Source organism: Pseudodonghicola flavimaris, from assembly GCF_030164425.1.
GTDB classification, from domain to species: Bacteria; Pseudomonadota; Alphaproteobacteria; order Rhodobacterales; family Rhodobacteraceae; genus Pseudodonghicola; species Pseudodonghicola flavimaris.
The window spans coordinates 14271-40097 of the sequence record NZ_JASNJD010000010.1; the positions used below are offsets into that span (position 1 = coordinate 14271).

A 25827-nucleotide genomic window follows, 5' to 3' on the forward strand; every position below is an offset into this window, starting at 1 on the left:
ACCGCGCGCCCCGTGCGACCCGGCCGTCTGCGCCATCGCGCACCCGGCGAACGCCCGCAAAGATCGATTGCAACACCAAAGACCCGCGCCGGCCAGGACCCCGTTTCCGGCCGTGACCCTCAGCGCGGCAACAGATTGGACCGCCCTTCATGCCTACCCCCGCATCGTCTCCGACCCATAGCCCCGCCTCCGCCCTGCCGCTCCTCGCCCTGGGGATCGGCGCCTTCGGCATCGGCACCACCGAATTCGCCCCGATGGGGCTGTTGCCGGCCATCGCCTCGGGCACCGGCATCTCGATCCCCGCGGCCGGCCAATTGGTCACGGCCTACGCGCTCGGCGTCATGCTGAGCGCGCCGGCGATGACCCTGCTGATGGCGCGTTTCGACAGGAAGGCCGCGCTGATGGCGCTGATGGGTCTGCTGGTGCTGGGCAATCTGATCTCGGCGCTGGCGCCCGGCTACTGGACGCTGCTGACCGGCCGGCTGATCACCAGCCTGTGCCAGGGCGCCTTCTTCGGCATCGGCGCGGTGGTGGCCACCAGCCTGGTCGCGCCCGAACGGCAGGCCAGTGCCGTCGCCACCATGTTCATGGGACTGAGCATCGCCAATATCGGCGGCGTGCCGGCCTCTGCCTGGCTGGGGGCGCATGTTGGCTGGCGGATGGCCTTCGGCGCCTCCGTCGTCATCGGCCTGATGGCGATCGTCGCGCTGGCCCTGGCGCTGCCGAAGGAGGCCCCCGGCCCACGCCCCAATGCCCGGGCCGAACTGCGCGCCCTGATGCATCCGCGCATGGCGATCACGCTGGCGGCAACGGTGATGTTCGCCGGCGGTTTCTTCGCCGTCTACACCTATGTTGCGCCGCTGCTGCACGAGCTGGCGGGGGCGGACGACAGCTTTGTCATCCTGGTGCTGGTGCTGATCGGGCTGGGGCTGACCTTCGGCAACTGGTTCGGTGGCCGCCTCGCCGACTGGTCGATCGACAAAGGCGCCCGCCTTGCGATGCTGGCGCTGGCGCTGACCTCGCTGCTGCTGCCGCTGCTGGCCACCTCCGCTGCCGGCGCCGTGATCGGCTTCCTGCTCTGGGCGGTGGCGGCGTTTTCCTGTGTGCCGGCGCTGCAGATCCGCGCCATGCAGGCGGCTGCCGGCGCGCCCGGGCTCGGCGCCTCGTTCAACATCGCCGCCTTCAACCTGGGCAATGCCGTCGGCGCCGGCGTCGGTGGCGCCACGCTGGGCTGGGGATTCGGCTATACCGCCGTCCCGGTGGCCGGGGGGCTGATCGTCCTGCTGGGCCTGGCGACGCTGTGGCGCCGCAGACCCGCGATCTGACCCGGGATCCGGCCGGGTCTAATCCGCCTGCAGCTCCGCCGGTCTCTGCTGCCCCGGCCGGCCCTCCCGCGACGGCGGATGCCCGAAGGTCCGGGAATATTCCCGGCTGAACTGCGAGGCGCTTTCGTAGCCGACAGCGAAGGCGGCCCGGCTCACCTCCGTCCCGGCCAGCAGCAGCCGGCGGGCCTCCTGCAGACGCAGCATCTTCTGATACTGCAGCGGGCTCATACCGGTGGTGGCGCGGAAGTGGCGGCGAAACGATGCCTCGCTCATCCCGGCGCAGTTGGCCATGTCCTGGATCGGAACGCTCTGGTCCAGATTGTCGCGCATCCAGGAGAGTGTCCGCCGCAGCTGGCGTGCCTTCGGATCGGCGGCGACGATCTGATGCAGGACCCCTGCCTGCTCCCCCTTCAGCAGCCGGTAGAGAATCTCCTTGCGGATCAGCGGCCCCATCACCGGGCCATCCTCCGGCACGCGGCTGAGGGCGAGAAGCCGCAGGCAGGCCTCGGGCAGGCCCGCCGGGGCCGGGCCGATGGCATAGCCCCCCGACGGCTCCGGCGCGGAGGTCCCGACCTCGGCCAGAAGATCGGCGATCTCCCGATGATGAAGCGCCAGGCTGATCGCCATATAGGGCCGCGCCGAGCTGGCGGTGACAATGCGGCTGGTGACCGGCAGCACCACCGAGCCGACGAAACAGGCGCCAGGCTCGTATCGCACGCTCTGGGCGCCGACCGCCACTTCCTTGACGCCCTGAAGAACCAGGCAGACCGTCGGTTCGGACAGCTCGCCGACCGGGCCGGAGGGCGCGGCGGCGGAACAGAGCGTCGCGTCCGGCAGCAGCGGCACGCTGCGCCCGGGGCAGGCGATCGCCTGTGCCCGCTCGACCAGCTCAGAAAACGAGTCCTGCATGCGACGTTCTCCGCAAGGGGCGGCGCTCCGCAAGCTGCGGAACTGCCGCAACGCGCCGGTTGATCGGATCGGGCAAATCATCGACCGGAATCCACATGGGCGCTCAGGGCTCCCTGACTATATCAGGGCAGAGCGCGTCGCAATCCGGTTCCCGGTCCGCCCGAGGCACGCCCCGGACATGGCCCCAAACAGGCCCGGGACAGGCCGCGCACCTCCGGCCGCTGCGCGGTCGGCGGCACCGCCAACCAGCCGGCCAGACAGAAGACTACTCAGGAGAACACCATGACAGAGCGCCCGATCCGCGTCGGTTTCATCGGCCTCAACCCCGACAGCCACTGGGCGGCCACCGCCCACCTGCCCGCCCTGCAATCGCTGGGGGGCGCCTATGAAATCGTCGGCGTTGCCAACAGCACGCCGGAAAGCGCGGAACGCACCGCCACGGCGCTCGGGCTGAAACATGCCTTTGCCAGCCCCGCAGCTCTCGTCGCCTCGCCCGAGATCGATCTGGTGGTGGTGACGGTGAAGGTGCCCCATCACTTCGAATTGGTCAGCGCGGCGCTGCTGGCCGGCAAACACGTCTATTGCGAATGGCCGCTCGGCAACGGTCTGGACGAGGCGCGCCGCCTCGCCGCCCTGGCCGAGGAGACGGGCGTGGTCGCCGTGGTCGGCACCCAGGCCCGCGCGGCGCTGGAGATCCTGCACCTGAAACAGCTGATCGCCGAGGGCTTCGTCGGCGAAGTGCTGTCGACCAGCCTGATCGGTTCCGGCGGCAACTGGTCGGACAAGACCATCGAGGAATATTACTACCTCTTCGACGCCAGCAACGGCGCCACCATGCAGTCCATCCCGATGGCGCATACCCTGGCCGCCCTGCAGGAGGTTCTGGGCGCCTTCGGCCCGCTCGATGCGCGTTTCATCAACCATTTCGAGACGGTCGAGGTGACCGATGCCGGCGAGACGCGCCCCAAGACGGCGCCCGACCAGCTCCTGGTGCAGGGCACCATGGCCAGCGGCGCGGCGGTGTCGGTCCACTATCGCGGCGGCGTGTCGCGCGGCACCAATCTGCTGTGGGAGATCAACGGCACCGAAGGCGACATTCAGGTCACCGCCGATCTGGGCCACGCGCAGATGGTGCAGCTGACCGTCAAGGGCGCGCGCGGCGACGCCAAGGAGATGACCGAGCAGATGCCCGCACCTGCCCTCTACAACGGCAAGCCGGAGTTTGCCGGCGCCCGCAACGTGGCCGGGATCTATGCCCGTCTCGCCGCCGACATCCGCACCGGCAGCCGCACCGCCCCGAGCTTTGCCGACGCCGTGGCGCTGCATGACCTGCTGGACCGCATCGAAACCTCGGCCGCCGCAAAGGGCTAAGCCGAACAAAGGACCATCCCGGGCGGCCGGGATGGCATTGCCGTTGCGCCTCGGGCGCGCCATGCAGGACGGCAGGACACCATCCATGGAGGACCCGGAATGAAAATCCTGATTATCGGTGCCACCGGCGGGATCGGCCATCGACTTCTGCCGATGCTCGTCGCGAACGGTCACGAGGTCGTCGGGCTGCATCGCAAGCCGGAGCAGGCAGACGCGATCCGCACGGCGGGCGCGGTCCCCTGTCCCGGCGACATCATCGACATGAGCGTGGCGGAGATCGCCGCCGCCGCGCAGAGCTGCGATGCCATCGTGTTCTCCGCAGGTGCGGCGGGCAGCGGCCTCGACCGCACCACCGCCATCGACGGCGACGGGCCGATCAAGACGGTCGCAGCCGCCCGCGCGCTCGGCATTTCGCGCCTCTATCTGGTGTCGGCCTTTCCCGAATCCGCCCGCCAGAAAGAGCGCAACCCGCGGTTCGAGCATTACATGGCGGAGAAGAAACGCGCCGATGTGGCGGTCGCCTCCTCTGAGCTGGACTGGGTGATCGTGAGGCCGGGCACCCTGCAGCACGAAGACGGCGACGGCAGGGTCAGCCTCGGGCCGGCGGTCGCTTATGGCAATGTGGCCCGTGGCAATGTCGCCCGTGTCCTCGCCGGGCTGATCGAGCGCCCGGACATCCGCCGCGAGATCCTGGAGCTGACCGATGGCACGGTTCCTGTCGCTGAGGCGCTGGAGGCTCTGCGCAAGGCACGGCTGAAGGGTTGACGGCACCCTGGGGCCTATGCGCCGTCTCACAGGAACCGATGCGCCCCATTCATGAGAGTTGCTCATGGGTGATTGTCATTATGCCTCGATTATCCCGAAGGCCCCGCTGCGTTACATAGGCGCCATGGATCCGCACAGCCCGCCCCGCGGCGGCGCGGATCGTCCGAGATGACAGAACCGGGGACCCCCGGTTCGACCAACACCAGGAAGAAAGGGATTCAGATGATCCACGAAGAAACATACACCCTGCCGAACGGCGTCGAGATCCCCAAACTCGGGCTCGGCACCTGGATGATCGAAGACGACGTGGTCGCCGATGCCGTGAAGGCGGCGATCGAGATGGGCTACCGTCACATCGACACCGCCCAGGCCTATGGCAACGAACGCGGTGTCGGCGAAGGCATCCGCGCCTCCGGCATCGCCCGCGACCAGCTGTTCCTGCAAACCAAGCTGGCCGCCGAGGTCAAGGATTACGAAGGCGCCAAGGCCGCCATCGAAGGCTCGCTGAAGACCCTCGGGCTCGACTACATCGACCTGATGATCATCCACAGCCCGAAACCCTGGGCGGATTTCGCCGGCGAAGACCGGTTCTTCGAAGGCAACCTCGCAGCATGGAAAGCGCTGGAAGAGGCATATGAAGCCGGCAAGATCCGCGCCATCGGCGTGTCGAACTTCCAGAAGGAAGACCTCGACAACCTGCTCGAGAACGCAAAGATCAAACCGATGGTCGACCAGATCCTCGCGCATGTGAGCAACACGCCCTTCGACCTGATCGACTATGCCACCAGCCAGGGCCTGCTGGTCGAAGCCTATTCGCCCATCGCCCACGGCAAGATCCTCGACAACGCCGAAATCGGCGCGATGGCCGAGAAATACGGTGTGACCGTTCCGCAGCTCTGCATCCGCTACGTGCTGCAGCTCGGGATGGTGGCGCTGCCGAAGACCGGCAACCCGGCCCACATGAAGAGCAATGCGGAGGTCGAATTCGTGATCTCCGACGCCGACATGGAATCGCTGAAGACCATCGATCCGATCAAGGATTATGGCGACGCCAGCGTGTTCCCGGTCTACGCTAAGAACTGATCCGGCAACCGTCGGACAGAGTGAGACAGGCGCCGCACGGATGACGCGGCGCCTGTCCGCCCCCTTCGGGGCGATTTGTGACAGGTGCTCGGGCCTTTTGCCTGCCGGCTTTGTGCCAGTCTTGAAAACTCCCGTTCCAGGATTGCCAGGGCCCGCCCCTGAAGGGATTTCAAAGTCCTCTCAGGGCCGATCCAGTCGCCGTTGCGTCCCCAACGATGTGGCGGCTCCCTTGGACAACTGAGGAGGACACATCATGAAAGCCAATCTCCTGCCCGCTGCGCTGCTGTTGACCACTGCGCTTGTGGCCACCCCTGCGGTGGCGGCGGATTGCGCCGCGCTGGCCGGTCTGAACCTTTTTGGCGTGGATATCGCCACCGCCGAAGAGCAGGTGGCCCAGACCCTGCCGCCCGATCCGATGAGCGCCATGACCGGTGGCTCTCCCCACCCGGTGGAGGTCGCGGCGCATTGCCTGGTCGAGGGCAAGATCGACGATCGCGACGGCGTGAACGGTCGCTATGGCATCCGCTTCCAGATGCGCCTGCCCGACGAGTGGAACGGACGGTTCCTGTTCCAGGGCGGCGGTGGCAGCGACGGATTCATCGCGCCGGCCACCGGCAGCGTCCCCACGCTCGGCACCACGGCGACCCCGGCGCTGCGCCGCGGCTATGCGGTGGTCAGCATGGATGGCGGCCATGACGGTCTCGACGCGAGCTTTGCCCACGATCAACAGGCGCGGCTCGACCTCGCCTATGCCGCCATCGGCAAGGTGACGCGGACCGCCAAGGCGCTGATCCGTGCGCGCTATGACACATCCCCGGCGCAGTCCTTTTTCATGGGCTGTTCCAACGGCGGCCGCGAGGCAATGATGGCCGCGCAGCGCTTTCCCACCGAATTCGACGGGATCGTGGCCGGCAACCCCGGCTTTCGCCTGTCGCGCGCGGCCGTGGCCCAGGCCTGGGATGTGGCCCAGCTGATGCCGGTGGCCCCCGGCGGCGACCTGCCGCAGGCGCTGACGCAGGCCGATCTCGACATCGTCTCGGCCGAAGTGCTGGCACAATGCGATGCGCGGGACGGGCTGGAAGATGGCATCGTCGCCGCTCCGTGCGCCTTTGACAGCGGCACCCTGGATGGACGGATCGCCGCGGGCAAGCTGGCGGCGCTGCGCGCTGTCATGAACGGGCCGACGGGCGCCGACGGCAGGGCGCTCTACAGCGACTGGCCCTGGGACCCGGGGCTTTCCAGCCCAGGCTGGCGGGCGTGGAAACTGGGCACGGCAGAGGTCCCCTCGCTGGCCCTCTCGCTGGGTCGGCCATCGCTGATGACCTTGTTCATGACCCCACCCCAGGATACCTTTCCCGCGGCGCCCGACTTCGACGCGCTGGCGCGGAATGTCAGCTCGGTCGGCGGCTATTTCGATGCCGACGAGACCTTTCTGTCCACCTTCGCGCATGACGGCGGCAAGCTGGTGATCTTCCAGGGCATGGCCGATCCGGTGTTCTCCGCCAATGACATCGCCCGCTGGTACGAGGAAACCGTCGCGAACACCGGCCCGGATGTGGCGCGCCTCTTCATGGTGCCCGGCATGACCCACTGCGGCGGTGGTCCCGCCTTCGAGGATTTCGATCCGCTCACCGCGCTGGAACATTGGATCGACAGCGGAGAGGCCCCCGACATGATGGCCGCCTCGGCGCCCTCGATGCCCGGCCGCGGGATGCCGCTCTGCGCCTACCCCGCACATGCGCAATATACCGGCGGCGACCCCGCCTTGGCCGACAGCTTCGCCTGCGTCACGCCCTGACCCGGTTGCCGGAGGTCGCCCCGCTTGCGGGCGGCCTGACCGGTACGGTTCCCCCTGCCTGCCCAGTCTTTCACCGCCCCGCCGACGCGGCCGATCCCCCCAGCAGCCGCGCTCCGCCCCATTCATGAATGCTCCTCATCGGCGCAAGTTCAAAACGGGCATAGTCGCTGCCAAAGGCAGAAGTATACATTCGTATACCGATGGACCCCAGATGCGGCGCAGCTGTTCGCGGACGGGTCTGCCGATACAGGACGACCCAGTATGGCGATCCCCGGTGTCTCGCGCACCCCATTGCTCCCCGAACGGGAGTCCGGGCCCGAAACCTCCGGACCGGCCAGTGCCGGGCCGTCCTGCCGTGCACCGCAGAAAGCTCGGTCATATCGAAAGGAAGTTACCTCATGAAAGCATCTGTCATCACGCAAGTGGGCAAGCCGTTCACTGTCGTCGACATGGAGATCGCCGACCCCATTGGCGCCGAAGTCGCCTTCGACGTGAAGGCCTCGGGGCTCTGCCACACCGATCTTCATTTCGCCACCACCGACTTCGGCCACCAGATGCCCGCGCTCTTCGGCCATGAGATCGCCGGCGTGGTCACCGCCATCGGCCCCGATGTCACGACCATCGCGGTCGGCGATCACGTCGTCGCCTGTCTGGTGCAGTTCTGCGGCAAATGCGTCAAATGCCTGTCCGGCAAGACCTATGAATGCCAGCACCCCGAGGCGGTGATGCGCAAGGAAGACCAGCCGCCGCGCATCACCCTGGACGGCCAGCCGGTCAACCAGGTGATGGGGGTCGGTGGCTTCGCCGAAAAGGCGCTGATGCACGAGAACCAGCTGGCGGTGGTGAACAAGGACATCCCCTTCGCGCAGGCCTCGCTGATCGGCTGCGCGGTGGTGACAGGTGCCGGCTCCGCCATCCACGCCGCCAAGGTGGCGGTGGGTGACTCGGTGGCCATCATCGGCACCGGCGGTGTCGGCCTCAACACCATCAGCGGCGCCCGGCTGGCCGGGGCCCGCCGTATCATCGCCATCGACATCGACGACGAAAAGCTGGAAGCGGCAAGGAAATTCGGCGCCACCGATGTCGTCAACTCGAAGACGGTCGATCCGATCGAGGCGGTCAGGGAGCTGACCGGCGGCGGCGTCGATCACGCCTTCGAGGTGATCGGCATGGCGATGACGCAGAAACAGGCCGTCGAGATGTGCGGCATGGGCGGCCAGGCCTATTTCATCGGCCTCGCCAAGCCGGGCACCACCATCGAACTGGACACCTCGCTGCAGGCCCTGCTCGATCAGAAAGGCGTCCACGGCGTGCTGATGGGGTCGGTGAACCTGAAGGCCGATATTCCGATGTACGCCGATTTCTACGTTCAGGGCCGCCTGGTGCTGGACGATCTGGTGACCCAGGAAATCGCCCTCTCCGAGATCAACGAAGCCTATGAGGCGCTGACCAAGGGCGGCATCATCCGCTCCGTCATCACCTCCTTCTGATCCCCGCCTGACCAATGCGCCGGCACCGACGCAAAATGTCGGCGCCGGCGTCCGCCTTCAGAGCCGCTCCAGCGGAATGCGGAAGATCGTCCCGTCGCCCCAGGTCGCGCAGAGCAGCGCCTTCTGATCCGGCGTCACCACCAGCCCCACCGGACGCGACAACCCGTCGGCGATGCGTCGGGAGCTGCCGGTGCGCAGGATTTCCCGCACCGTCGTTCCGCCGTAATCGACCACGAAAACCCGGCCATCGGCAGTGAGAGCGATCCCCGACCCCGGTGTGGCAAAGGCCTGTCCGGCCTCGATCCGCCGGCCATCGGGCCGCAGGACCGTGACCCCGCCACCGATGTTCGAGACGACATAGCCGCCATCGGGCGTCTGCACGACGCCGACCGGGGTGTTCAGCCCGTCGATCAGCGGTTTCGGCCCATCGTCCTCCACCGTCAGGATTTCGTGACTGCGCCGGTTCGCCACCATCAGCCGCCCGGCGCGATCAAAGCTCAGCCCCGCCGGCGTCGCCAGACCGGTGACATGGGTGCGGCGATGGCCGTCGGCCGTGAACCGCCAGATCAGATCGTCGGCATAGGAGGCGACGAAGATCGTACCATCGGCGGCGATTGCCAGACCTGAGGGCCCGGGCAGCCCTTCGGCGAACACCTCCCTCCGCCCGTCCGGGGCGAAGCGGCTGATCCGCCCGGCCCCCCATTCGGCGACGAAAAGATGCCCGGCTGCGTCGAACCCCATGCCAGCCGGCGCGCTGACGCCCTGCCACAGGGGCCCGGGATCGCCGGCGGCCCGTGCCCGGCCGGCCACCCCCAGCGACACCGCCAGCCCCTGTGCCAGAACGGCGCGACGGCTCAGCCGCACGTCATACCCTCCTCTGCCGCGGCCCGGGCCGCGAACACCTCCCCTGCGGCAAACAGCCCGTTCAGCGCCGCGGGAAAGCCGGCGTAGACAGCCATCTGCATCAGGATTTCGGTGATCTCCTCCCGGCTCAGCCCGACATTCAGCCCGGCCTCGATATGCACCTTCAGCTGCGGCTGCGCCGTTCCCATCGCCGCCAGGGCGGCAATCGTCGCGATCTCCCGGTCGCGCAGCGCCAGACCTGGGCGGGAATAGATATCGCCGAAGGGGAATTCGAAGAGATAGGTGGCGAAGTCCGGCGCGATCCCGGCCAGCGCATCGATTACGTTCTGACCGGCCTTGCCGTCGATTTCATCGAGCGCGCGCTTGCCGCGCTCCAGCCGGCTCTCCGGCGTCGTACTGCTGTGTATCGTCATGGGTTTGCGTCCTTTTTTCCGTTTCGACATAGCCGTCGATCTTGGTGTCGAGGACGAGAAGACAGGCCTGCAGATCGGCCAGATGATCGCGCACACGGTCGCGGTGCACCTCCAGCATGCGGCGGCGCTCCGGGCTGGTCCGCGCTCCTCTGGCGCGCAACTCCGCATAGCGCAGCATCTCCCGGATCGGCATGCCGGTGGTTTTCAGCCGGTCGAGAAAGGCGATCCAGACCAGGATCGTCTCATCGTAATCCCGCCGTCCTCCGGCGTCGCGATCAGCATAGGGCAGAAGCCCGATCCGCTCGTAATACCGGATGGTATGGGCCGACAGACCGCTGCGTTTCGCAAGTTCGCCGATTTTCATCACACCCGCTTCTCATCAAGACGCGTCCGACCCTAGGGGTTTGAGCGCGCTCTAAGTCAAGACGGAAAATCGCGATGCTTTGACGACCCGCCCGGCCAGCTTCGGGCGAGGATTTCCACAGCGCGGGCGATCTGCGCCTCCTCCAGCGCGGCATAGCCCAGCCGGAACGCCTGGGGCGCCGGTGCATCGAGGGTGAAACGGGTCCCGGGCAGCAGCGCCAACCCGTCCCGGCCGGCCCGTTCGGCCCAGGGCTCTGCCGGCGCGCCGCGACTGCAGAGCCAGAGCGCCAGCCCTCCCGCCGGCAGATCGAAGTGCACCCGGTCGCCCAGCCGCCGGGTCAGCGCCTCGGCCAGCAGATCGCGGCGGGCGCGATAGATCCGGCGGGCCTTGCGGGCATGGCGCCCCAGATCGCCGTCACGGATCAGCTCGGCCAATGCGGCCTCCAGCGGCGTGTCGCCCTGCCGGTCTATGGCCGCCCGCGCCGCCGCCATGCGCGCCAGCACCGGTTCCGGCGCCAGCGCATAGCCCAGCCGGATACCGGGGGAGAGGAGTTTCGACAGCGACCCGATGTAGATCAGCGGCAGGTCGGCCGGCGCCCGGGCCGCCAGCGGCAGGACCGGGCGCCCTTCGAAACGGTATTCGTGATCGTAATCGTCCTCAATCAGCGTCAGCCGGTGCCGCTGCGCCAGCTCCAGCAGCTGCAACCGCCGCGCCGCCCCCATGGTCACCGTCGTCGGATACTGATGATGCGGCGTGACATAGACCGCGCGAATGCCCGGATCGCGCGCCAGCGCCGTCTCCAGTGCCTCCACCTGCAACCCGCCGGCATCGACCGGCACCCCACGGATCGTGGCGCCGGCGGCGCGGAAGGCCTCCCAGGCGAGCGGATAGCCGGGTGCCTCGACCGCGATGGTCTCGCCCGGGACCAGCACCGCCCGCGCCGCCAGGAACAACGCCATCTGACTGCCCCGCGCGATCAGCAGCCGCGCCGGATCGGCGACCACACCGCGATCGGAAGCGAGATAGGCGGCCAGCGTCCGCCGCAGCGCCGGGGTACCGCGCAGGTCGCCGTAATCGGAGCCGGACCGAAAGGCCGGCGCCAGCAGCGCCCGCCGGAAGGCCCGCGCCAGCGCCTTGTCGGGCACCAGCCTGGGATCGGGGGCACCGTCGGTGAAGGCCAGCGCCGGGGAATGCGGTTCCGGCTCCGGCGCGGCCGGCACCGGCGGCGGCGACACCATGGCCTGCGGCAGATCCTCGGCGACGAAGGTGCCCCGGGCGGGCTGCGCCCGCAGCCAGCCCTGCGTCAGCAATTCCTGATAGGCGGCATCGACCGTGTTGCGATGCACCCCGAGCTCGCGCGCCAGCGCCCGGGTGCCCGGCAGCCGCTGTCCCGGCACCAGCCGGCCCCGGGTGATATCGCCGACAATGGCCGCGGCGATGGCAAGAAACAGCGGACCGCCGCCGCCCCTGTCGATGTCCAAGGCAAGCGGGTCGCGCGCCATGTCAAACCGGCCTATCTGAAATTCAGGAACTGGATCTTTTGCCTGGGCCGGTTATTTGCCAGACCGGCGCCAAAGACAAGAGGTTCCGATGACTCATCCCGCCAGCCCCCGCATCATGCTTCTGACCGGCCGCACCGCCCCCCTGCCCGGCAGCGACACGCTCAGCGGCATCGTCAAGACACCGGTGGACCGGCCGCTGACGCTCGGCCCCGAGGGGGTCGAGAGCGACGAACAGGCCGACCGCCGGGTACATGGGGGCGTCGAAAAGGCCCTGCATCACTATCCCCGGGATCACTACGCCCTCTGGCGCGCCGAGCTGGGCGAGCTGCCGCCGCTCGCCGGCCCCGGCGGCTTCGGAGAGAATATCTCGACCACCGGGCTGACCGAAACCACGGTCGCGGTCGGCGATATCTTCCGGCTGGGGGACGCGCTGTTGCAGGTGTCGCAGGGGCGCCAGCCCTGCTGGAAGCTCAACAAGCGGTTCGGGGTCGCCGACATGGCGCGACGGGTGCAGCTGACCGGGCGCACCGGCTGGTACTATCGGGTGCTGCAGCCCGGCACCGTGGCCCCCGGCGACCGGATGGAGTTGGTCGACCGGGTGGCACCGGACTGGAGCCTGCACCGGCTGTGGCACGCGCTCTACGTCGACCGGCTCAATCTGGACGAGCTGGAGGGGATCGTCGCGCTCGACGTGCTGGCCGAGGGCTGGCGCAAATACGCGGTGCGGCGGTTGGAAAGCCGTCGGGTCGAGGACTGGAGCAAACGTCTGGACGGCACCGCATGACCCCGCCGCCCTTCGTGATCTAGATCCAGAGCCAGGTGGTCTTCGGCCATGTCGGCAATTCCGCCGCGCTTTTCCCAATGCAGGCAGCCGGGCTGGAGGTGGCGGCGATCCCCACGGTGGTGTTCTCCAACACCCCCGATTACCCGACATTGCGCGGCCGCGCCCTGCCGCCCGAATTCTTCTCCGACCTGCTGCAGGGCGCCCGCGAACGCGGCCTGCCGGAGCGGGCGGAATTCATCCTGACCGGCTATATCGGATCGCTCGACGTGGCGGAGATGGTGGCGGATTTCGTCGCCGAGGCGAAGGCCGCAAACCCACGGCTGCGCTATCTCTGCGATCCGGTGATGGGCGATGACGCGCCCGGCCTCTATGTCCCCGAGGCGATTGCCGATGTGATGCGCGACCGGCTGCTGCCGATGGCCGATCTGGCGACACCGAACCCGTTTGAGCTGAGCTGGCTGACCGGCCACGAGATCGCCACGCTGGCCGATCTTCGCGCCGCCCGGGCAGAGCTGCATATCGCCCCCGGCGCGGATCTGATCGCCACCGGCTGCAGGCTCGCCGACACCGCCCCGGGCCGGATCGAAACCGTCCTGCTCGGCCCCGAGGGCATCAGCCGTCACCCGACCGACCATCTGCCCATCGCGCTGCCCGGCACCGGGGACCTCTTTGCCGGGCTGATCGTCGCGGGCCTGGGGCGCGGGCTGGCGCTGACCGATGCGGTGGAGAACGCCCAGGCGCTGACCTCCCGCGCACTCTGCCACGCGAAGGCGCTCGGCGCCGGAGAGGTGGTGTTGAGCGATCCCGGCTTCCGCCGCGCGCTCCTGACGCTGGGACCGGGCGCCGGAGAGGATGCCGCCACGCCGCGGGCCCGACCCGGCCAAGGCAGGTAAGATCAGGTCGGGTCGGGCCACGCGTCAGATCATCCGGGTCAGGTCCAGGCCGGCCTGAAACGGGTGCAGATCGTCGCTCGGCCGGATTTCGGCCGGGTCGTGGGCGCTGAGATTGGGCGCCCGCCGGTCCTGCGACGGCGACACGCCGAAAAGCTCACGATAGCGCAGCAGGAAATGCGAATAGGAACCGAAGCCGCAGCGGCTGCTGATCTCGCCGAATTCCAGCGCCGAGCCCTTCACCAGCTTGCGGGCACGGGCCAGCCGGATCTGGCGGAAGTAATCCGAGGCGGTACAGCCGAAGGCAGCCAGGAACATGCGGTCCAGATGCCGGCGCGACACGCCGACCTGAGCGGCAATGGCGGCGATGCCGCCGGCGGTGTCGCCGATCCGTTCCTCCATCAGCCGGCAGGCGCCGCGCACTGCCGGCTGGTGGCCAAGGCTGCGCGCCGTCAACAGCCCGTCCTGCGGCGCCCCCTGAAGCCGCCGCCCGGGATGGCAGATCAGGCTCGCCACCCGGGTCGCCACCACCGCGCCCAGATCGGTTTCGATCACATGCAACATCAGGTCGAGACAGGCGCTGCCGCCCGAGGCGGTCATCCGCCCCTGCCCGCAGGTGAACAGGCTGCGCAGAAACTCGACCCGGGGAAACAGCTGTTCGAACAGCGGCAGGTTGTTGAAATGCGCGGTCGCCTTGTGACCGTCCATCACCCCGGCCTGAGCCAGGTGATAGATGCCGCTCTCAAAGGAGCCCAGCGTCTTGCCGAACCGCGCGAACCGCCGGAGTGCCGCCGCCGTGGCCGCCCCGACATGGTCCTGGTGGCGGAAACTGGCGGTGACGATCAGCACGTCGAACTCCTCCAGCTCCGAGATATGTCGCGCCGCCGGGAGGCTCACCCCGGCGCTCGACATCACGCTCGCCTCGTCGTCATGGACGAATTCCCAAGCATAGAACGGCGTCTCGCAGACCGAATTGGCCACCCGCAGCGCCTCGATCGCCGAGACGAGCCCCAGCAACTGGAAGGAAGGCTGCAGCAGAAAGGCAAAGGTCTTCATTCGATCTCGGTCTCCCGCAGCGATCCTCCCCCGCCTGCCGCAGCACTGCAAGGGGGCGGACCGCAAAGACCCGGTCAGATCAGGTCCAGCTCGGCCCAGAGCCAGTTTTCTGCAACCTCTCGCCGCAGCGAGACGCCGAACCCCGGCCGGTCGTTCACCGGGATGACGCCATTCTTCACCGTGTCCTCGACCGGATCGTCGATCACATCGACATGGCCGGGGATACGCGCCCAATAGGGAAAATGCTCCTGCCAATAGAAATTCGGCACCGCGGCGCTGAAATGCATGCCCACCGCCGTCGACAATGCCGACGCGCAGATATGCGGCTGCACCTTCAGCCCGTAGGCCTCGGCCATGGCGGCGATGCGCCGGGCCTCCATCAGCCCGCCGGTGTTGCCGACATCGGGCTGCAGGATATCGGCGGCCCGCGCCTCCAGCACATCGCGAAAGCCGTAGCGGGAATAGAGCCGCTCGCCCACCGCCACCGATTGCGGGATCGCCCGCTTCACCTCCGCCAGCGCCCTGGTGTCGCCCGGCACGGTGGGCTCCTCGATAAAGCTGATACCGACCTCCTCGAGCGCGTGGCAGAAACGGACGGTATCGTCCGGCGCGATCCCGGCGGAGAGATCCAGCATCAGCTCGACCTCGGCGCCGACGGCGCGGCGGATCTCCTTCATCCGGTCGAGCGCGCGCCGCAACAGCGACTGATCCGCGACCGACCGGCGCGACGGGTGCCGCAGCCGCCCCTCTGCCAAAATCTCGACGAAGGGGTAGAATTTCAGCGCGCCATAGCCCTCTGCCGCCGCCCGTTCCGCCGCCATCGGCAGATCGGCATCCGAGGTGCAGCCGAAATACCAGCCGTTGCAATAGGCGCGCAGCCGGTCGTTGACCCGGCCGCCCAGAAGCTCATAGGCCGGCACCCCGAGGGCGCGGGCACGCAGGTCCACCATCGCCTGTTCCACCGCGCTGATCCCGCTCATCACCACCGGGCCGCCGCCCTTGGCCCAGAAGCCGTGATCGTAGAACTCGTTCCAGACCCGCTCACTGTCCGAAGGGCTGACGCCGCCGCGCAGATAGCGGTCGAGCACATCCTTGACCATGCCCGCCGCGGCGGTGGTGCCGGCGCCATAGGCGATCGCCGCCTCGCCCAGCCCGCGGCTGCCGTCCTCGGTTTCCAGTTCCAGCAGAACCGGGCTGATGCCGCCGCTCTCGACCAGATAGATCCGGGCTTTCACGATTTTCATGTCGGTTCCTCTCAGATGGTGCGGCAGAGCCGCGTCGCCTCAAGGATCGCCGCGTGGATATCGCGGGAGGAGACGGCATCGCCGATGCGGTAAAGCTGATAGGTCTCCGTCTTGGGCGCGGCGACCGCGCCGCCCTCCGCCATCGCGTAGAGGTCGAAGGCCCCCTTGTTGTCGGAGCCCTCTGCAAGCTCCCTGTAGAGTTCGTCCATCGGCAGCGTACCGTTTTCGATCACCACGCGGTCGGCCGGCCGCTGGCTCCGCGCGCCGGTAAAGACGTTCTCCAGCGTCGCCAGCAACCGGTTGTCCCGGCGTTCGATGCCGACCAGCTTGGCATCGGTCAGATGCGTCGCCCCGGCGGCGTAAAAGCCCTTCATCATCAGCGGACGCTCGATACCGCTGGTTTCCATTCCGACCATGGAGTCGGGGGTCACGCAGGTCACACGGGCGCCGCGTTCGGCCATGGTGGTGGCCGCGTTCAGCCCGGTGACAGTGCCGGTCACATCGAAGAACAGCACCTCGCCCTGCATCTCTCCGGGCTGGCCGATCACCTCCCACAGCGAGTCCGCCAGGTCGGCTCCGGGGATCTCCCGCTCCATCGGATCGGGCAGACCGCCGGTGGCGATGATGACGATCTCCGGCGCGCTCGCCGCGACCGTTTCAGCGTCGGCATAGCAGTCGTAGGTGATCGTCACCCCCAGACGCTCCAGCTCGCTCAGCCGCCAGTCGACGATGCCGATCAGATCGCGCCGCTTGTACAGCTCGGCCGCCAGCAGCACCTGGCCACCGGCCTTCGGCGCCGCCTCGAACACGGTGACCTGATGGCCCCGCTCGGCGCAGACCCGCGCCGCCTCCAGCCCGCCGGGACCGGCGCCGACGATGGTGACCCGGCGCGCCCGGTCGGCCTTGTCGATCAGATGCGGCAGGGTCTTTTCCCGCCCGATCGAGGCATTGTGGATGCAGCTGCCGTGCCAGGAGCAATAGGTCGCGCCGACACAGGGACGGATCTCGGCCTCGCGGCCCTCGCGCAGCTTCCGCACGATATGCGGATCGGCGATATGGGCGCGGGTCATCCCCACCATGTCGATCAGCCCCTCGGCAATCGCATAGCGGGCGGTGGCCAGATCGTTGATCCGCGCGGCATGAAACACCGGCAAGCCGACATGCTGCCGGAAGGCGGCGATGAACTGCAGCTGCGGCGCCAGCCCCAGCGCCATCCCCGGCATATAGCTCGACAGCCCCACCGGTGTGTCGATCCGCCCATAGGTGAGGTTGAAGAAGTCGACCAGACCGGAGCGTTCGTGGATCCGGCCCATCTCCAGATAGTCGGCATCCGACATGCCGGCATCCTCGCCCTCGCCCACCGCCATGCGGATGCTGATCAGAAAATCATCGCCACAGCGGCGGCGCATCTCCTCCAGCACACGCAGGCCGAAGCGGGCGCGGTTCTCGATCGAGCCGCCATAATCATCGGTGCGGTGGTTCATCAGCGGTGACCAGAACTGGCCGACCAGATGATGGTGAACGTGGATCTCCACCCCGTCCATCCCGGCCTCGCGGCAGCGCCAAGCGGTGTCCCCGAAGTCGCGCACGATCCGGTCAATGTCGTGCAGTTCGATCTCCTTGGCGAAGGCCCGGTGCGCCGGCTCGCGGAACCGCGACGGCGCCACGATGGGCAGCCAGTTGTCCGCCCGCCAGTGGCTGCGCCCACCCAGATGGGTCAGCTGCACCATGATCGCGGTGTCATGCCGGTGAATCCGGTCGGCAAAGGCGCGCAGATGCGGGATCGCCTCGTCGCGGTCCAGCGACAGCGCCCCGAAGACCGAGCCGGAATCCGGCGACACGTTGGAGGAGCCGCCGAACATGATCAGCCCGATGCCGCCCTTTGCCTTCTCCTCGTTATAGAGCTGGTAGCGCTCCTGCGGCAGCCCGTCCCGGGCGTGCTGGATCGCATGAGCGGTGGTGAAGACACGATTCTTGAGGGTGAGGCCCCGGATCGTCAGCGGCTGCAGCAGCGGATCCCTGGTCGGCGCGGAAGAGCGGGTCGGGTCGGAAGATGTCATCGCGATGTCTTTCGGTGCTGCCCTGCGGGCAGAGGTTGCCCCCAAACGTTTCGCCAGATTGGCAGAGTCGACTAGTCGCGATCTGGACATAATTCATGCCCGATATGGACATCACCCGGATGTCCAAAACCGGCAGGCGATCCGTCCAATTTCGGTCTAGGCAAGCTTTCGGCTTTGGCCCGAGACTGACCCGCAGGGCGCAGCCGGTCCCCTCCGACGCGCAGCCCACGCAACAGAGGACCCCGCCGCATGAGCGACAGCAGGATGCATTCCCTCGACGGCAGCGAATACGATGTCGTCGTGATCGGCGGTGGCGCCACCGGGGCGTCGGCGACCCAGAACCTGGCCGCCAGGGGGTTCCGGGTACTGCTGGTGGACCAGGGCGATTTCGCCTCCGGCACCTCCAGCCGGTCGAGCCGGCTGCTTTATTGCGGGCTCGCCTATTTTTCACCCGACTATCCGCTGTGGCGGGCCCTGTTTCATCCGCGCGAGATGCTGCAACGGGTGCGGATGGCCCGGCTGGCGATGAAATGCCGGACCGAGCTGGCCACCACCGCGCCGGAGCGGGTCACCGCCTGTGAGTTCGTCTTTCCGGTCAAACGCAACAGCGCCTATCCGCGCTGGAAAGTGGCGCTCGGCTATCGCGCGCTCAGCCTGTTCGGATCGCCCCGCGCACCGCTGGCCTACCGGCACGAGCCGACGCCCCAGGCCGCGCGCGGGGGGCTGGTGTCCTTCATGAACCCGGAGGAACTGGCAGGCGTCGCCCGGTTCCGGGAGTATCAGTACAACTGGGCCGAGCGGATCTGCATGGACGCGGTGATGGATGCCGAACGGCTCGGGGCGAGAGTGGAAAACTATGTCCGCGTCGCCAGTTTCCGGCGCGACGGCGAAGACTGGGCGCTGACGCTGGAACCCGGCGCGCTGCCCGGCCGCCCGCATCAGAGCGGCAATCACCGGGCCGAGGTGCGGACGCGTTTTCTGGTCAATGCCGCCGGCCCCTGGATCGACCGGGTACTGAAACAGGGGCCCGGCACCGGGGCGCGCCACGTGATCGGCATCAAGGGGGTCAATGTCATGGTCAAGCTGCCCGAGGCCTGCCGCGGCCAGGGGATGGAGACCATCAGTTCGCAGGATCAGCCGTTCTACCTGATGCCCTGGGGCGATCATCATTTCTTCGGCCCGACCGAGACCGTCTATGTCGGCCCGCCGGAGGATGCCCGGGTGGAACCCGGCGAGATCGACTATATCCTCGGCGAGGCGAACCGCGTGTTCCCGGGCTTCGACCTCGGCCGCGCCGATGTGGTCTACGCCTGGTGCGGGGTGCGGCCGCGCACCGACGATTCCTCCGCCTCCGGCGTCAAATCCTTCACCATCCACGATCTGGCGCGCGAGGGGATGGAGAACGCCATCACCGTCACCGGCACCCCGATCATGGTGCACCGTCACGCCGGCCGCCGGATCGCCGCCTGGGTCGCTGCGCGGCTTCGCCCGACCGGAACGCCCGGCACGCTCGACCCCGGGGCGCGGCACCTGCCCAGCGACGACGGTCCCTCCATCGGAGGCATCAGCGTCACCAGCCTGCGCGCGGCGGCGGCGCAGGAACATGTCCGCACCCTCACCGATCTGATGTTTCGCCGCGTCAACCTGGGCTGGCAGGTGGGTATGGGCCTGCCCCATGCCGAGGCGGTGGCCGGCGCCGTCGCCGACCTGCTGGGCTGGGACGCGACACGGATCGCCCAGGAACTGGCTGCCTACCGCGCCTTCGTGGCCGAGAATTTTCACCCTGCCCCTGCACCGGAGACCGCCGCATGACCGCCATCCCCTTCCGCGATTTCGACGAGGTTCACGCCCGTGCCCCCTGGGGCCGGCTGATCGACGCGCTGGAAGAGGCGCACCGGCGTGAAAAACCGCAAAGCGACCAGCTGCGGCTGATGCAGCCGCGCGCGGACGGCCAGCCCGATTTCCTCATCCTCGCCCCGGCCTGGGACCGCGACCGCGCCCTGGGGGTAAAGCTGGTCACCTCCTTTCCCGAGAACCCCGCGCGCCACGGGCTCACCTCGGTCGGATCGCTGTATATCCTGTTCGATCCAGCCACCGGCAAACCGACCACCCTGCTCGATGGCGAGGCGATGATCTTCCGCAAGACCGCCGCTGACAGCGCGCTCGGCGCCCGGCTCCTCTCGCAGCCCGATGCCCGGCGGCTGGTAATGATGGGCGCCGGGGCGCTGGCCCCCTATGTCATCGACGCGATCCGCCATGTCCGGCCCGGCATCGACGATATCCGGATCTGGAACCGCAGCGGCCACAAGGCCGAGGCCCTTGCCGAGAGCTGCCGCAGCCGCGGCCTGCCCGCCCAGGCCTGCACCGACCCTGCATCGGCGCAGGCCGAAGCCGATATCGTGATGTCGGCCACGATGGCGGAAGAGCCGATCATCCATGGCGATCTCCTGCGCCCCGGCACCCATGTCGGCCTGATCGGCTCCTTCACGCCGCAGATGCGCGAGGGCGACGATGCGCTGCTCCGCCGCGCGATGCTCTATGTCGACGATCCTTCGGCGGTGGAGAAATCCGGCGAGTTCACCGGTCCCATCGGCCGCGGGGTGATCACTCCCACCGATGTTCTGGGCGATCTCTTCGACCTCTGCCAGGGGCGCTGCGCCCTGCCCGGCCCCGACGACATCAGCCTTTTCAAGAACGGCGGTGCCTCGCATCTGGACCTGATCACCGCCGGCGTGGTCATGGCCGCCGACCGGTCCTGACCCTGCCACGGCCCACCGCAGGAGCGGCCATGCATCTGACCGGTTTCAAGATCCTCACCTTCGACGTCTACGGCACGCTGATCGACTGGGAGGCCGGCATGGCCGAGGGGCTCAGGCCGCTGACCGATCGGCTGCCCGAGGCGGTCCCGCGCGACCGGGTGCTGGAAACCCACGCCTTTCACGAAAGCCGGCAGCAGGCGCTGACCCCGGCCAGATGCCAAAGGTGGTTTTCCGCTTCAACTCGATGGCCGATTTCGCCGCCGCGCATCAGGCGGAGGTGACGGCATGAGGTCAGGAACGACCTGCAACCACCTGATATTATGACATAGCGAGGCGACGCGCCCCCAACCCGACCCGGCCTCACATCACCCGACGCAACCCCGCCTGCACCTTCAGCAATTTCGGCAGGCAGCTGTCTTTCAGCGTCTCGGCGCTCTCCGCCGTGGCCGCCATCCCGGTGTTGAGCGCCGCCACCACCCGGCCGCGCCCGTCGATCAGCGGCACCGCGATCGACCGCAGGCCGATCTCGATCTCCTGGTCGATGATCGCGAAACCCTCTGCCCGGGCCTGTTCGATCCGCGCCAGGATCTCCTCTGGATCGGTGACGGAAAACCGCGTGCGCGGGGTCAGGTCGGAGGCCTCGACCAGCGCCCGCGCCTCGCCCACTGGCAGTGCCGCCAGCAGCACCCGGCCCAGCGAGGTCGAGACCGCCGGCAGGCGCGACCCCGGCATCAGCCCGATCGACATCACCCGCTTGCGGGCGGCCCGGGCGATATAGACGATCTCGGTCTCGTCCAGCAGCGCCACCGAACAGCTGTGCCCGGTCTGTTCGGACAGCTGTTCCAGCCAGGGCTGCACGATCTGCGACAGCGGCAGCGAGGCCAGCGCCGCCATCCCCAGCCGCAGGATCCGCGGCGTCAGGGTGAAGAACTTGCCATCGTAATCGGCATAGCCCTCGCGGTGCAGCGTCAGCAGCACCCGCCGCGCGGTGGCCCGGTCCAGCCCGCTGGCGCTGGCGGCCTCGGTGATGGTCAGCCGCGGCGTCTCCGCCCCGAAACATTCGATGACGCGAAGCCCCTTGGCGAGCGAGGCGATATGATCTGTCGGCTTGTTCAACATGCGCACAACTCTATGTGCGAGGTGAACAAATCTCAATATATGAACGAAGGGACTCGCGACCCGCGGCCCGGCAACGCTATCCCTGCGCTGAGATTGCAGGAGGACAGCTTGGACAAATCCGTTGCCACCACGGCCGATGCCGTCGCCGAGGTCCCCGACGGGGCCGTGATCATGATCGGCGGCTTCGGCGGCTCCGGCGCGCCGATCGAGCTGATCCACGCGCTGGTCGACCGCTTCCGCGCCACCGGCCATCCCACCGGGCTGACCGTGATCAACAACAATGCCGGCAACGGCGGTATCGGCATCGCCGCGATGATCCGCGCCGGCATGGTGACGAAGGTGATCTGTTCCTTCCCGCGCACCGCCCAGTCCGAAGCCTTTACCGAGGCCTATCTGGCCGGAGAACTTGCCCTGGAACTGGTGCCGCAGGGTACGCTGGCCGAACGGATCCGCGCCGCTGGCGCCGGCATCCCGGCGTTTTTCACCCCGACCGGCTATGGCACCGATCTTGCAGAGGGCAAACCGGTGGAGATGTTCGAGGGCAAGATGTACGTTCGCGAAAGCTGGCTGAAGGCCGACTACGCGCTGATCAAGGCCGAGGTCGGCGACCGGATGGGCAACCTGACCTATCGCGGTGCCAGCCGCAACTTCAACCCGATCATGGCGATGGCCGCGACCACGACGATCGCCCAGATCAGCAGGCTGGAGCCGCCCGGCGCCATCCCGCCCGGGGCGGTCATCACCCCCGGCATCTTCGTCAGCACCCTGGTCGAGGTCACCGACCCGCAGCAGGAGGAAGTCCTGGTCCGCGCGGAGACGGTGTACTGATGTCCGAGACCGATAATCCCCCCCGCAAGCTGTCGAACCGGCAGATCGCCTGGCGCGCGGCCCAGGATCTGGAAGACGGCGCCTATGTGAACCTCGGCATCGGCTTTCCCGAGCTGATCGCCACCTTCCAGCCCGCCGGCCGCGAGGTGATCTATCACACCGAAAACGGCATCCTCGGCTTCGGCCCCGCCCCCGCCCCGGGGCAGGAGGACTGGGACCTGATCAACGCCGGCAAGAAGGCGGTCACGCTGAAGCCCGGAGCGGCGATCTTTCATCACGCCGACAGTTTCGCCATGGTCCGCGGCGGTCATCTCGATCTGGCGGTACTGGGCGCCTATCAGGTGTCGCAGACCGGCGATCTGGCCAACTGGCGGGTCGGCACCAGCGGTGTCCCGGCGGTGGGCGGCGCCATGGACCTGGTGCATGGCGCCAAGCGCGTGGCGGTGGTGACCGATCACGTCACCCGCGACGGCCAGCCCAAGCTGGTGGCGGAGTGCAGCTTTCCCCTGACCGGGGTGGGCTGTGTCACCCGTGTCTATACTTCGCTGGCGGTGCTCGATATCGACGGCGGCAAATTCCTCCTGCGCGAGAAGCTTCCGGGCCTGTCGATGGAAGCGCTGCAGGCGGTCACTGGCGCCCCCCTTCATGTCGAAGGGACGGTTGCCGATCTCAACGTACCTGAGGATATCTGAATGACTGACGTATATATCTGCGATTACATCCGCACCCCGATCGGCCGATACGGCGGTGCCCTGTCTTCGGTACGGACCGACGATCTGGCGGCGCTGCCGCTGAAGGCGCTGGCTGCGCGGAACCCCGGACTCGACCTCAGCCAGATCGAAGAGGTGATCTTCGGCTGCGCCAACCAGGCCGGCGAGGACAACCGAAACGTTGCCCGCATGGCGCTGCTGCTGGCGGGCTTTCCCGAAAGCGTGCCGGGCACCACGATGAACCGGCTCTGCGGCTCTGGCATGGATGCAGTGATCACCGCCGCCCGCGCAATCAAGGCCGGCGAGGCCGAGCTGATGGTCGCCGGCGGCGTCGAGAGCATGAGCCGCGCACCCTTCGTGATGCCGAAGGCCGATACCGCCTTTTCGCGCAGCAATGCGGTCTATGACACCACCATCGGCTGGCGCTTCGTCAACAAGCTGATGAAGGCGCAATACGGTGTCGATTCCATGCCCGAGACGGCCGAGAACGTCGCCGAGGATTTCAACATTGCCCGGGCCGACCAGGACCTCTTCGCGCTGCGGTCGCAGCAAAAGGCGGTCGCAGCGCAGGAAAACGGCCGCCTGGCGCGGGAAATCGTGCCAGTGGAAATTCCGCAGCGGCGCGGCGATCCCATCGTGGTCTCCGCCGACGAACACCCGCGCGCCAGCACGACGCTGGAAGGGCTGGAAAAGCTCAAGACCTTCGTCAAGGCCGATGGCACCGTCACCGCCGGCAATGCCTCCGGGGTCAACGACGGCGCCGCGGCGCTGATCCTGGCCACCAAGGAAGCGGCTGAGCGCAACGGGCTGACCCCGATCGCCAGGGTGCTGGGCGGAGCCACCGCCGGGGTGCCGCCGCGGATCATGGGCATCGGCCCGGCGCCGGCCTCGAAAAAGCTGATGGCGCGGCTCGGGCTCAAGCAGGAGGACTTCGCGGTGATCGAACTGAACGAAGCCTTCGCAAGCCAGGGCCTGGCCACGCTGCGCGATCTGGGCATCGCCGATGACGATCCGCGGGTGAACCGCAACGGTGGCGCCATCGCGCTCGGCCACCCGCTGGGCATGTCCGGCGCCCGGATCACCGGCAGCGCCATGCTCGACCTCAAGCCGGGAGAGAAATCACTCTCGACCATGTGCATCGGCGTCGGCCAGGGCATCGCCATCGCACTGGAAGCGGTCTGATCCACGCTCCCCGGGCAGACCAGCTGCCCGGGGGCCTTTGCCGCCCGCGCGGGCCCACGCCCTAGCCGCGCGCCGCCCGCATCATGCCGCGCGCGATCACCACCTGCTGGATCTGGCTGGTGCCCTCGTAGATCCGGAACAGCCGCACATCGCGATAGAACCGCTCGATCCCATAGTCGGCGATATATCCGGCACCGCCGTGGATCTGCACCGCCCGGTCGGCGACCCGCCCGACCATCTCGCTGGCATAGAGCTTGCAGCAGGCCGCATCGGTGGAGACGTCCTGCCCGGCGTCCTTGCGCCGCGCGGTCTCCTCGATCATGCAGCGCGCCGCAAAGGCTTCGGTCCGGCTGTCGGCCAGCATCGCCTGCACCAGCTGCTTGTCGGCAATCGGCGCCCCGAACTGCCGGCGCTCCATCGCATAGGTCAGGCTGTCGCGGATCAGCCGCTCCGCCGCGCCGACGCAGATCGCCGAGATATGCAGCCGCCCGCGGTCGAGCACCTTCATCGCAGTCTTGAACCCCTGGTTGATCCGCGCCGCGCCGCCGATGATCGCGGAGACCGGCACCCGGCAATCCTTAAGCATCACATCGCAGGTATGCGCCCCCTTCTGGCCCATCTTGCGGTCCCGAGGCCCCAGCGACAGGCCGGGGGTGCCCGCCTCGACCAGAAAGGCGCTGATGCCCGCGGCGTCCCTGCTGCCCGGCTCGGTCCGCGCGAAGACGGTGAAGAGCCCGGCGCGCGGCGCATTGGTGATGAAGCGTTTGGTGCCGTTGAGGACGAAGTGGTCGCCGTCGCGCCGCGCGCTGGTGCGCAGCGCCCCCGCATCCGATCCCGCATCGGGTTCGGTCAGCGCGAAAGAGGCGATCATCTCGCCGCTGGCCAGTTTCGGCAGATAGGCCTGCTTCTGCTCCGGTGTGCCGTCGATGATGATCCCCTGCGATCCGATACCGTTGTTGGTGCCGATCAGCGACCGGAAGGCGGGAGAGGTCCGGCCCAGAACGAAGGCGGCCTGCACCTCCTCCGACATGCTCAGCCCGAGGCCGCCGAAGGCCTCCGGGATCGACATGCCGAACAGGCCCATTTCGCGGATCTCCTCTACCAGCGCCGGCGGGATCTGGTCGGTCTCCGACACCTCCTCTTCATGCGGGATCAGTCGCTCGCGCACGAACCGGTCGAGCGCGTCCAGAAACTGGCCGAGAATATCACTGTCCATGGGTCTTTGTCCTCAAAGGCGGTTTGCGAAACATGTCCGGCCCGGCCGCAGCAGCGCGCCGCCGGCCGGTTGCACCGAAGATCGGAAGGGGCGGC

24 protein-coding genes are annotated in these 25827 nt (G+C 68.0%); 14 read left to right on the forward strand and 10 right to left on the reverse strand.

The annotated features are described in order from the left end of the window. Positions 1-149 precede the first annotated feature (149 nt). Positions 150-1325 (forward strand): MFS transporter, encoded by a 1176-nt coding sequence (locus tag QO033_RS14005; RefSeq protein WP_284481600.1) that lies wholly within the window; start codon positions 150-152, stop codon positions 1323-1325. Positions 1326-1343: 18 nt separating this feature from the next. Here the strand turns inward: QO033_RS14005 and QO033_RS14010 are convergent, their stop codons facing one another. Then, a complete protein-coding gene (locus tag QO033_RS14010; protein ID WP_284481601.1) occupies positions 1344-2234 on the reverse strand; it encodes an AraC family transcriptional regulator in 891 nt (296 codons plus the stop codon). Between the two features lie 282 nt (positions 2235-2516). Between QO033_RS14010 and QO033_RS14015 the strand changes: the two genes are divergently transcribed. From QO033_RS14015 to QO033_RS14035, 5 genes are all read left to right on the forward strand, one after another. Beyond that, positions 2517-3605: a Gfo/Idh/MocA family protein gene (locus QO033_RS14015; RefSeq protein WP_284481602.1), complete on the forward strand. Its 1089-nt coding sequence runs from the start codon at positions 2517-2519 to the stop codon at positions 3603-3605. Positions 3606-3704: 99 nt separating this feature from the next. After that, complete coding sequence (locus QO033_RS14020; RefSeq protein WP_284481603.1) at positions 3705-4370, forward strand: NAD(P)H-binding protein; 666 nt, start codon at positions 3705-3707, stop codon at positions 4368-4370. Between the two features lie 222 nt (positions 4371-4592). Next, positions 4593-5453 (forward strand): aldo/keto reductase, encoded by an 861-nt coding sequence (locus tag QO033_RS14025; RefSeq protein ID WP_284481604.1) that lies wholly within the window; start codon positions 4593-4595, stop codon positions 5451-5453. Between the two features lie 253 nt (positions 5454-5706). Further along, positions 5707-7251: a tannase/feruloyl esterase family alpha/beta hydrolase gene (locus QO033_RS14030; protein ID WP_284481605.1), complete on the forward strand. Its 1545-nt coding sequence runs from the start codon at positions 5707-5709 to the stop codon at positions 7249-7251. Positions 7252-7649: 398 nt separating this feature from the next. Beyond that, positions 7650-8741: a Zn-dependent alcohol dehydrogenase gene (locus QO033_RS14035; RefSeq protein ID WP_284481606.1), complete on the forward strand. Its 1092-nt coding sequence runs from the start codon at positions 7650-7652 to the stop codon at positions 8739-8741. A 57-nt stretch (positions 8742-8798) separates the two neighbouring features. Here QO033_RS14035 and QO033_RS14040 read toward each other — a convergent pair whose 3' ends face one another. From QO033_RS14040 to pdxR, 4 genes are read right to left on the reverse strand one after another with little or no spacing between them, the layout of a single operon-like run. Beyond that, entirely contained in the window at positions 8799-9605 is an 807-nt protein-coding gene (locus tag QO033_RS14040) for an NHL repeat-containing protein (protein ID WP_284481607.1), read from the reverse strand. Then, entirely contained in the window at positions 9596-10018 is a 423-nt protein-coding gene (locus tag QO033_RS14045) for a carboxymuconolactone decarboxylase family protein (protein ID WP_284481608.1), read from the reverse strand. The genes QO033_RS14040 and QO033_RS14045 overlap by 10 nt, the downstream gene beginning before the upstream one ends. Further along, entirely contained in the window at positions 9954-10382 is a 429-nt protein-coding gene (locus QO033_RS14050) for a MerR family transcriptional regulator (RefSeq protein ID WP_284481609.1), read from the reverse strand. The genes QO033_RS14045 and QO033_RS14050 overlap by 65 nt, the downstream gene beginning before the upstream one ends. Positions 10383-10438: 56 nt before the next feature. Next, positions 10439-11884 (reverse strand): MocR-like pyridoxine biosynthesis transcription factor PdxR, encoded by a 1446-nt coding sequence (gene pdxR / locus QO033_RS14055; RefSeq protein ID WP_284481610.1) that lies wholly within the window; start codon positions 11882-11884, stop codon positions 10439-10441. Positions 11885-11972: 88 nt separating this feature from the next. Between pdxR and QO033_RS14060 the strand changes: the two genes are divergently transcribed. Next, entirely contained in the window at positions 11973-12668 is a 696-nt protein-coding gene (locus QO033_RS14060; protein ID WP_284481611.1) for an MOSC domain-containing protein, read from the forward strand. Between the two features lie 23 nt (positions 12669-12691). Continuing rightward, on the forward strand, positions 12692-13561 hold the full coding sequence (pdxY, locus tag QO033_RS14065; RefSeq protein ID WP_284481738.1) for a pyridoxal kinase: 870 nt from the start codon (positions 12692-12694) through the stop codon (positions 13559-13561). 24 nt (positions 13562-13585) lie between these two features. Here pdxY and QO033_RS14070 read toward each other — a convergent pair whose 3' ends face one another. The 3 genes from QO033_RS14070 to QO033_RS14080 form a co-directional block, all read right to left on the reverse strand. Next, a complete protein-coding gene (locus QO033_RS14070; RefSeq protein ID WP_284481612.1) occupies positions 13586-14614 on the reverse strand; it encodes a GlxA family transcriptional regulator in 1029 nt (342 codons plus the stop codon). 74 nt (positions 14615-14688) lie between these two features. Further along, entirely contained in the window at positions 14689-15858 is a 1170-nt protein-coding gene (locus tag QO033_RS14075; protein ID WP_284481613.1) for a mandelate racemase/muconate lactonizing enzyme family protein, read from the reverse strand. A gap of 11 nt (positions 15859-15869) precedes the next feature. After that, positions 15870-17918, reverse strand: coding sequence for an oxidoreductase (locus QO033_RS14080; RefSeq protein ID WP_284481614.1), 2049 nt, complete (start codon positions 17916-17918; stop codon positions 15870-15872). A 249-nt stretch (positions 17919-18167) separates the two neighbouring features. Here QO033_RS14080 and QO033_RS14085 point away from each other — a divergent pair, with 249 nt between their 5' ends. From QO033_RS14085 to QO033_RS14095, 3 genes are read left to right on the forward strand one after another with little or no spacing between them, the layout of a single operon-like run. After that, complete coding sequence (locus QO033_RS14085) at positions 18168-19730, forward strand: FAD-dependent oxidoreductase (protein WP_284481615.1); 1563 nt, start codon at positions 18168-18170, stop codon at positions 19728-19730. Continuing rightward, positions 19727-20677, forward strand: coding sequence for an ornithine cyclodeaminase family protein (locus tag QO033_RS14090; RefSeq protein ID WP_284481616.1), 951 nt, complete (start codon positions 19727-19729; stop codon positions 20675-20677). The genes QO033_RS14085 and QO033_RS14090 overlap by 4 nt, the downstream gene beginning before the upstream one ends. Before the next feature lie 29 nt (positions 20678-20706). Continuing rightward, entirely contained in the window at positions 20707-20958 is a 252-nt protein-coding gene (locus tag QO033_RS14095; RefSeq protein ID WP_284481617.1) for a hypothetical protein, read from the forward strand. Between the two features lie 79 nt (positions 20959-21037). Here the strand turns inward: QO033_RS14095 and QO033_RS14100 are convergent, their stop codons facing one another. Next, on the reverse strand, positions 21038-21796 hold the full coding sequence (locus QO033_RS14100; protein ID WP_284481618.1) for an IclR family transcriptional regulator domain-containing protein: 759 nt from the start codon (positions 21794-21796) through the stop codon (positions 21038-21040). A gap of 108 nt (positions 21797-21904) precedes the next feature. On the opposite strand from QO033_RS14100, the gene QO033_RS14105 reads away from it, so the two are divergent. From QO033_RS14105 to pcaF, 3 genes are read left to right on the forward strand one after another with little or no spacing between them, the layout of a single operon-like run. Further along, positions 21905-22624, forward strand: coding sequence for a 3-oxoacid CoA-transferase subunit A (locus tag QO033_RS14105; RefSeq protein ID WP_284481619.1), 720 nt, complete (start codon positions 21905-21907; stop codon positions 22622-22624). Beyond that, positions 22624-23316 (forward strand): 3-oxoacid CoA-transferase subunit B, encoded by a 693-nt coding sequence (locus QO033_RS14110; RefSeq protein ID WP_284481620.1) that lies wholly within the window; start codon positions 22624-22626, stop codon positions 23314-23316. The genes QO033_RS14105 and QO033_RS14110 overlap by 1 nt, the downstream gene beginning before the upstream one ends. Beyond that, positions 23317-24516, forward strand: a complete 1200-nt coding sequence (gene pcaF, locus QO033_RS14115) for a 3-oxoadipyl-CoA thiolase (protein ID WP_284481621.1) — start codon at positions 23317-23319, stop codon at positions 24514-24516. Between the two features lie 61 nt (positions 24517-24577). Here the strand turns inward: pcaF and QO033_RS14120 are convergent, their stop codons facing one another. Next, positions 24578-25732: an acyl-CoA dehydrogenase family protein gene (locus QO033_RS14120; RefSeq protein WP_284481622.1), complete on the reverse strand. Its 1155-nt coding sequence runs from the start codon at positions 25730-25732 to the stop codon at positions 24578-24580. Between the last annotated feature and the right edge of the window lie 95 nt (positions 25733-25827).

Coding starts and splice junctions, on each gene's coding strand:
- QO033_RS14090 (WP_284481616.1), top strand. CDS start 19,727: ATGACCGCCATCCCCTTCCGCGATTTCGACGAGGTTCACGCCCGTGCC.
- QO033_RS14060 (WP_284481611.1), top strand. CDS start 11,973: ATGACTCATCCCGCCAGCCCCCGCATCATGCTTCTGACCGGCCGCACC.
- QO033_RS14085 (WP_284481615.1), top strand. CDS start 18,168: ATGAGCGACAGCAGGATGCATTCCCTCGACGGCAGCGAATACGATGTC.
- QO033_RS14005 (WP_284481600.1), top strand. CDS start 150: ATGCCTACCCCCGCATCGTCTCCGACCCATAGCCCCGCCTCCGCCCTG.
- QO033_RS14030 (WP_284481605.1), top strand. CDS start 5,707: ATGAAAGCCAATCTCCTGCCCGCTGCGCTGCTGTTGACCACTGCGCTT.
- pdxR (WP_284481610.1), bottom strand. CDS start 11,884: ATGGCGCGCGACCCGCTTGCCTTGGACATCGACAGGGGCGGCGGCGGT.
- QO033_RS14045 (WP_284481608.1), bottom strand. CDS start 10,018: ATGACGATACACAGCAGTACGACGCCGGAGAGCCGGCTGGAGCGCGGC.
- QO033_RS14015 (WP_284481602.1), top strand. CDS start 2,517: ATGACAGAGCGCCCGATCCGCGTCGGTTTCATCGGCCTCAACCCCGAC.
- QO033_RS14010 (WP_284481601.1), bottom strand. CDS start 2,234: ATGCAGGACTCGTTTTCTGAGCTGGTCGAGCGGGCACAGGCGATCGCC.
- QO033_RS14035 (WP_284481606.1), top strand. CDS start 7,650: ATGAAAGCATCTGTCATCACGCAAGTGGGCAAGCCGTTCACTGTCGTC.
- QO033_RS14020 (WP_284481603.1), top strand. CDS start 3,705: ATGAAAATCCTGATTATCGGTGCCACCGGCGGGATCGGCCATCGACTT.
- QO033_RS14110 (WP_284481620.1), top strand. CDS start 22,624: ATGTCCGAGACCGATAATCCCCCCCGCAAGCTGTCGAACCGGCAGATC.
- QO033_RS14100 (WP_284481618.1), bottom strand. CDS start 21,796: ATGTTGAACAAGCCGACAGATCATATCGCCTCGCTCGCCAAGGGGCTT.
- pcaF (WP_284481621.1), top strand. CDS start 23,317: ATGACTGACGTATATATCTGCGATTACATCCGCACCCCGATCGGCCGA.
- QO033_RS14070 (WP_284481612.1), bottom strand. CDS start 14,614: ATGAAGACCTTTGCCTTTCTGCTGCAGCCTTCCTTCCAGTTGCTGGGG.
- QO033_RS14095 (WP_284481617.1), top strand. CDS start 20,707: ATGCATCTGACCGGTTTCAAGATCCTCACCTTCGACGTCTACGGCACG.
- QO033_RS14120 (WP_284481622.1), bottom strand. CDS start 25,732: ATGGACAGTGATATTCTCGGCCAGTTTCTGGACGCGCTCGACCGGTTC.
- QO033_RS14050 (WP_284481609.1), bottom strand. CDS start 10,382: ATGAAAATCGGCGAACTTGCGAAACGCAGCGGTCTGTCGGCCCATACC.
- QO033_RS14080 (WP_284481614.1), bottom strand. CDS start 17,918: ATGACATCTTCCGACCCGACCCGCTCTTCCGCGCCGACCAGGGATCCG.
- QO033_RS14025 (WP_284481604.1), top strand. CDS start 4,593: ATGATCCACGAAGAAACATACACCCTGCCGAACGGCGTCGAGATCCCC.
- QO033_RS14075 (WP_284481613.1), bottom strand. CDS start 15,858: ATGAAAATCGTGAAAGCCCGGATCTATCTGGTCGAGAGCGGCGGCATC.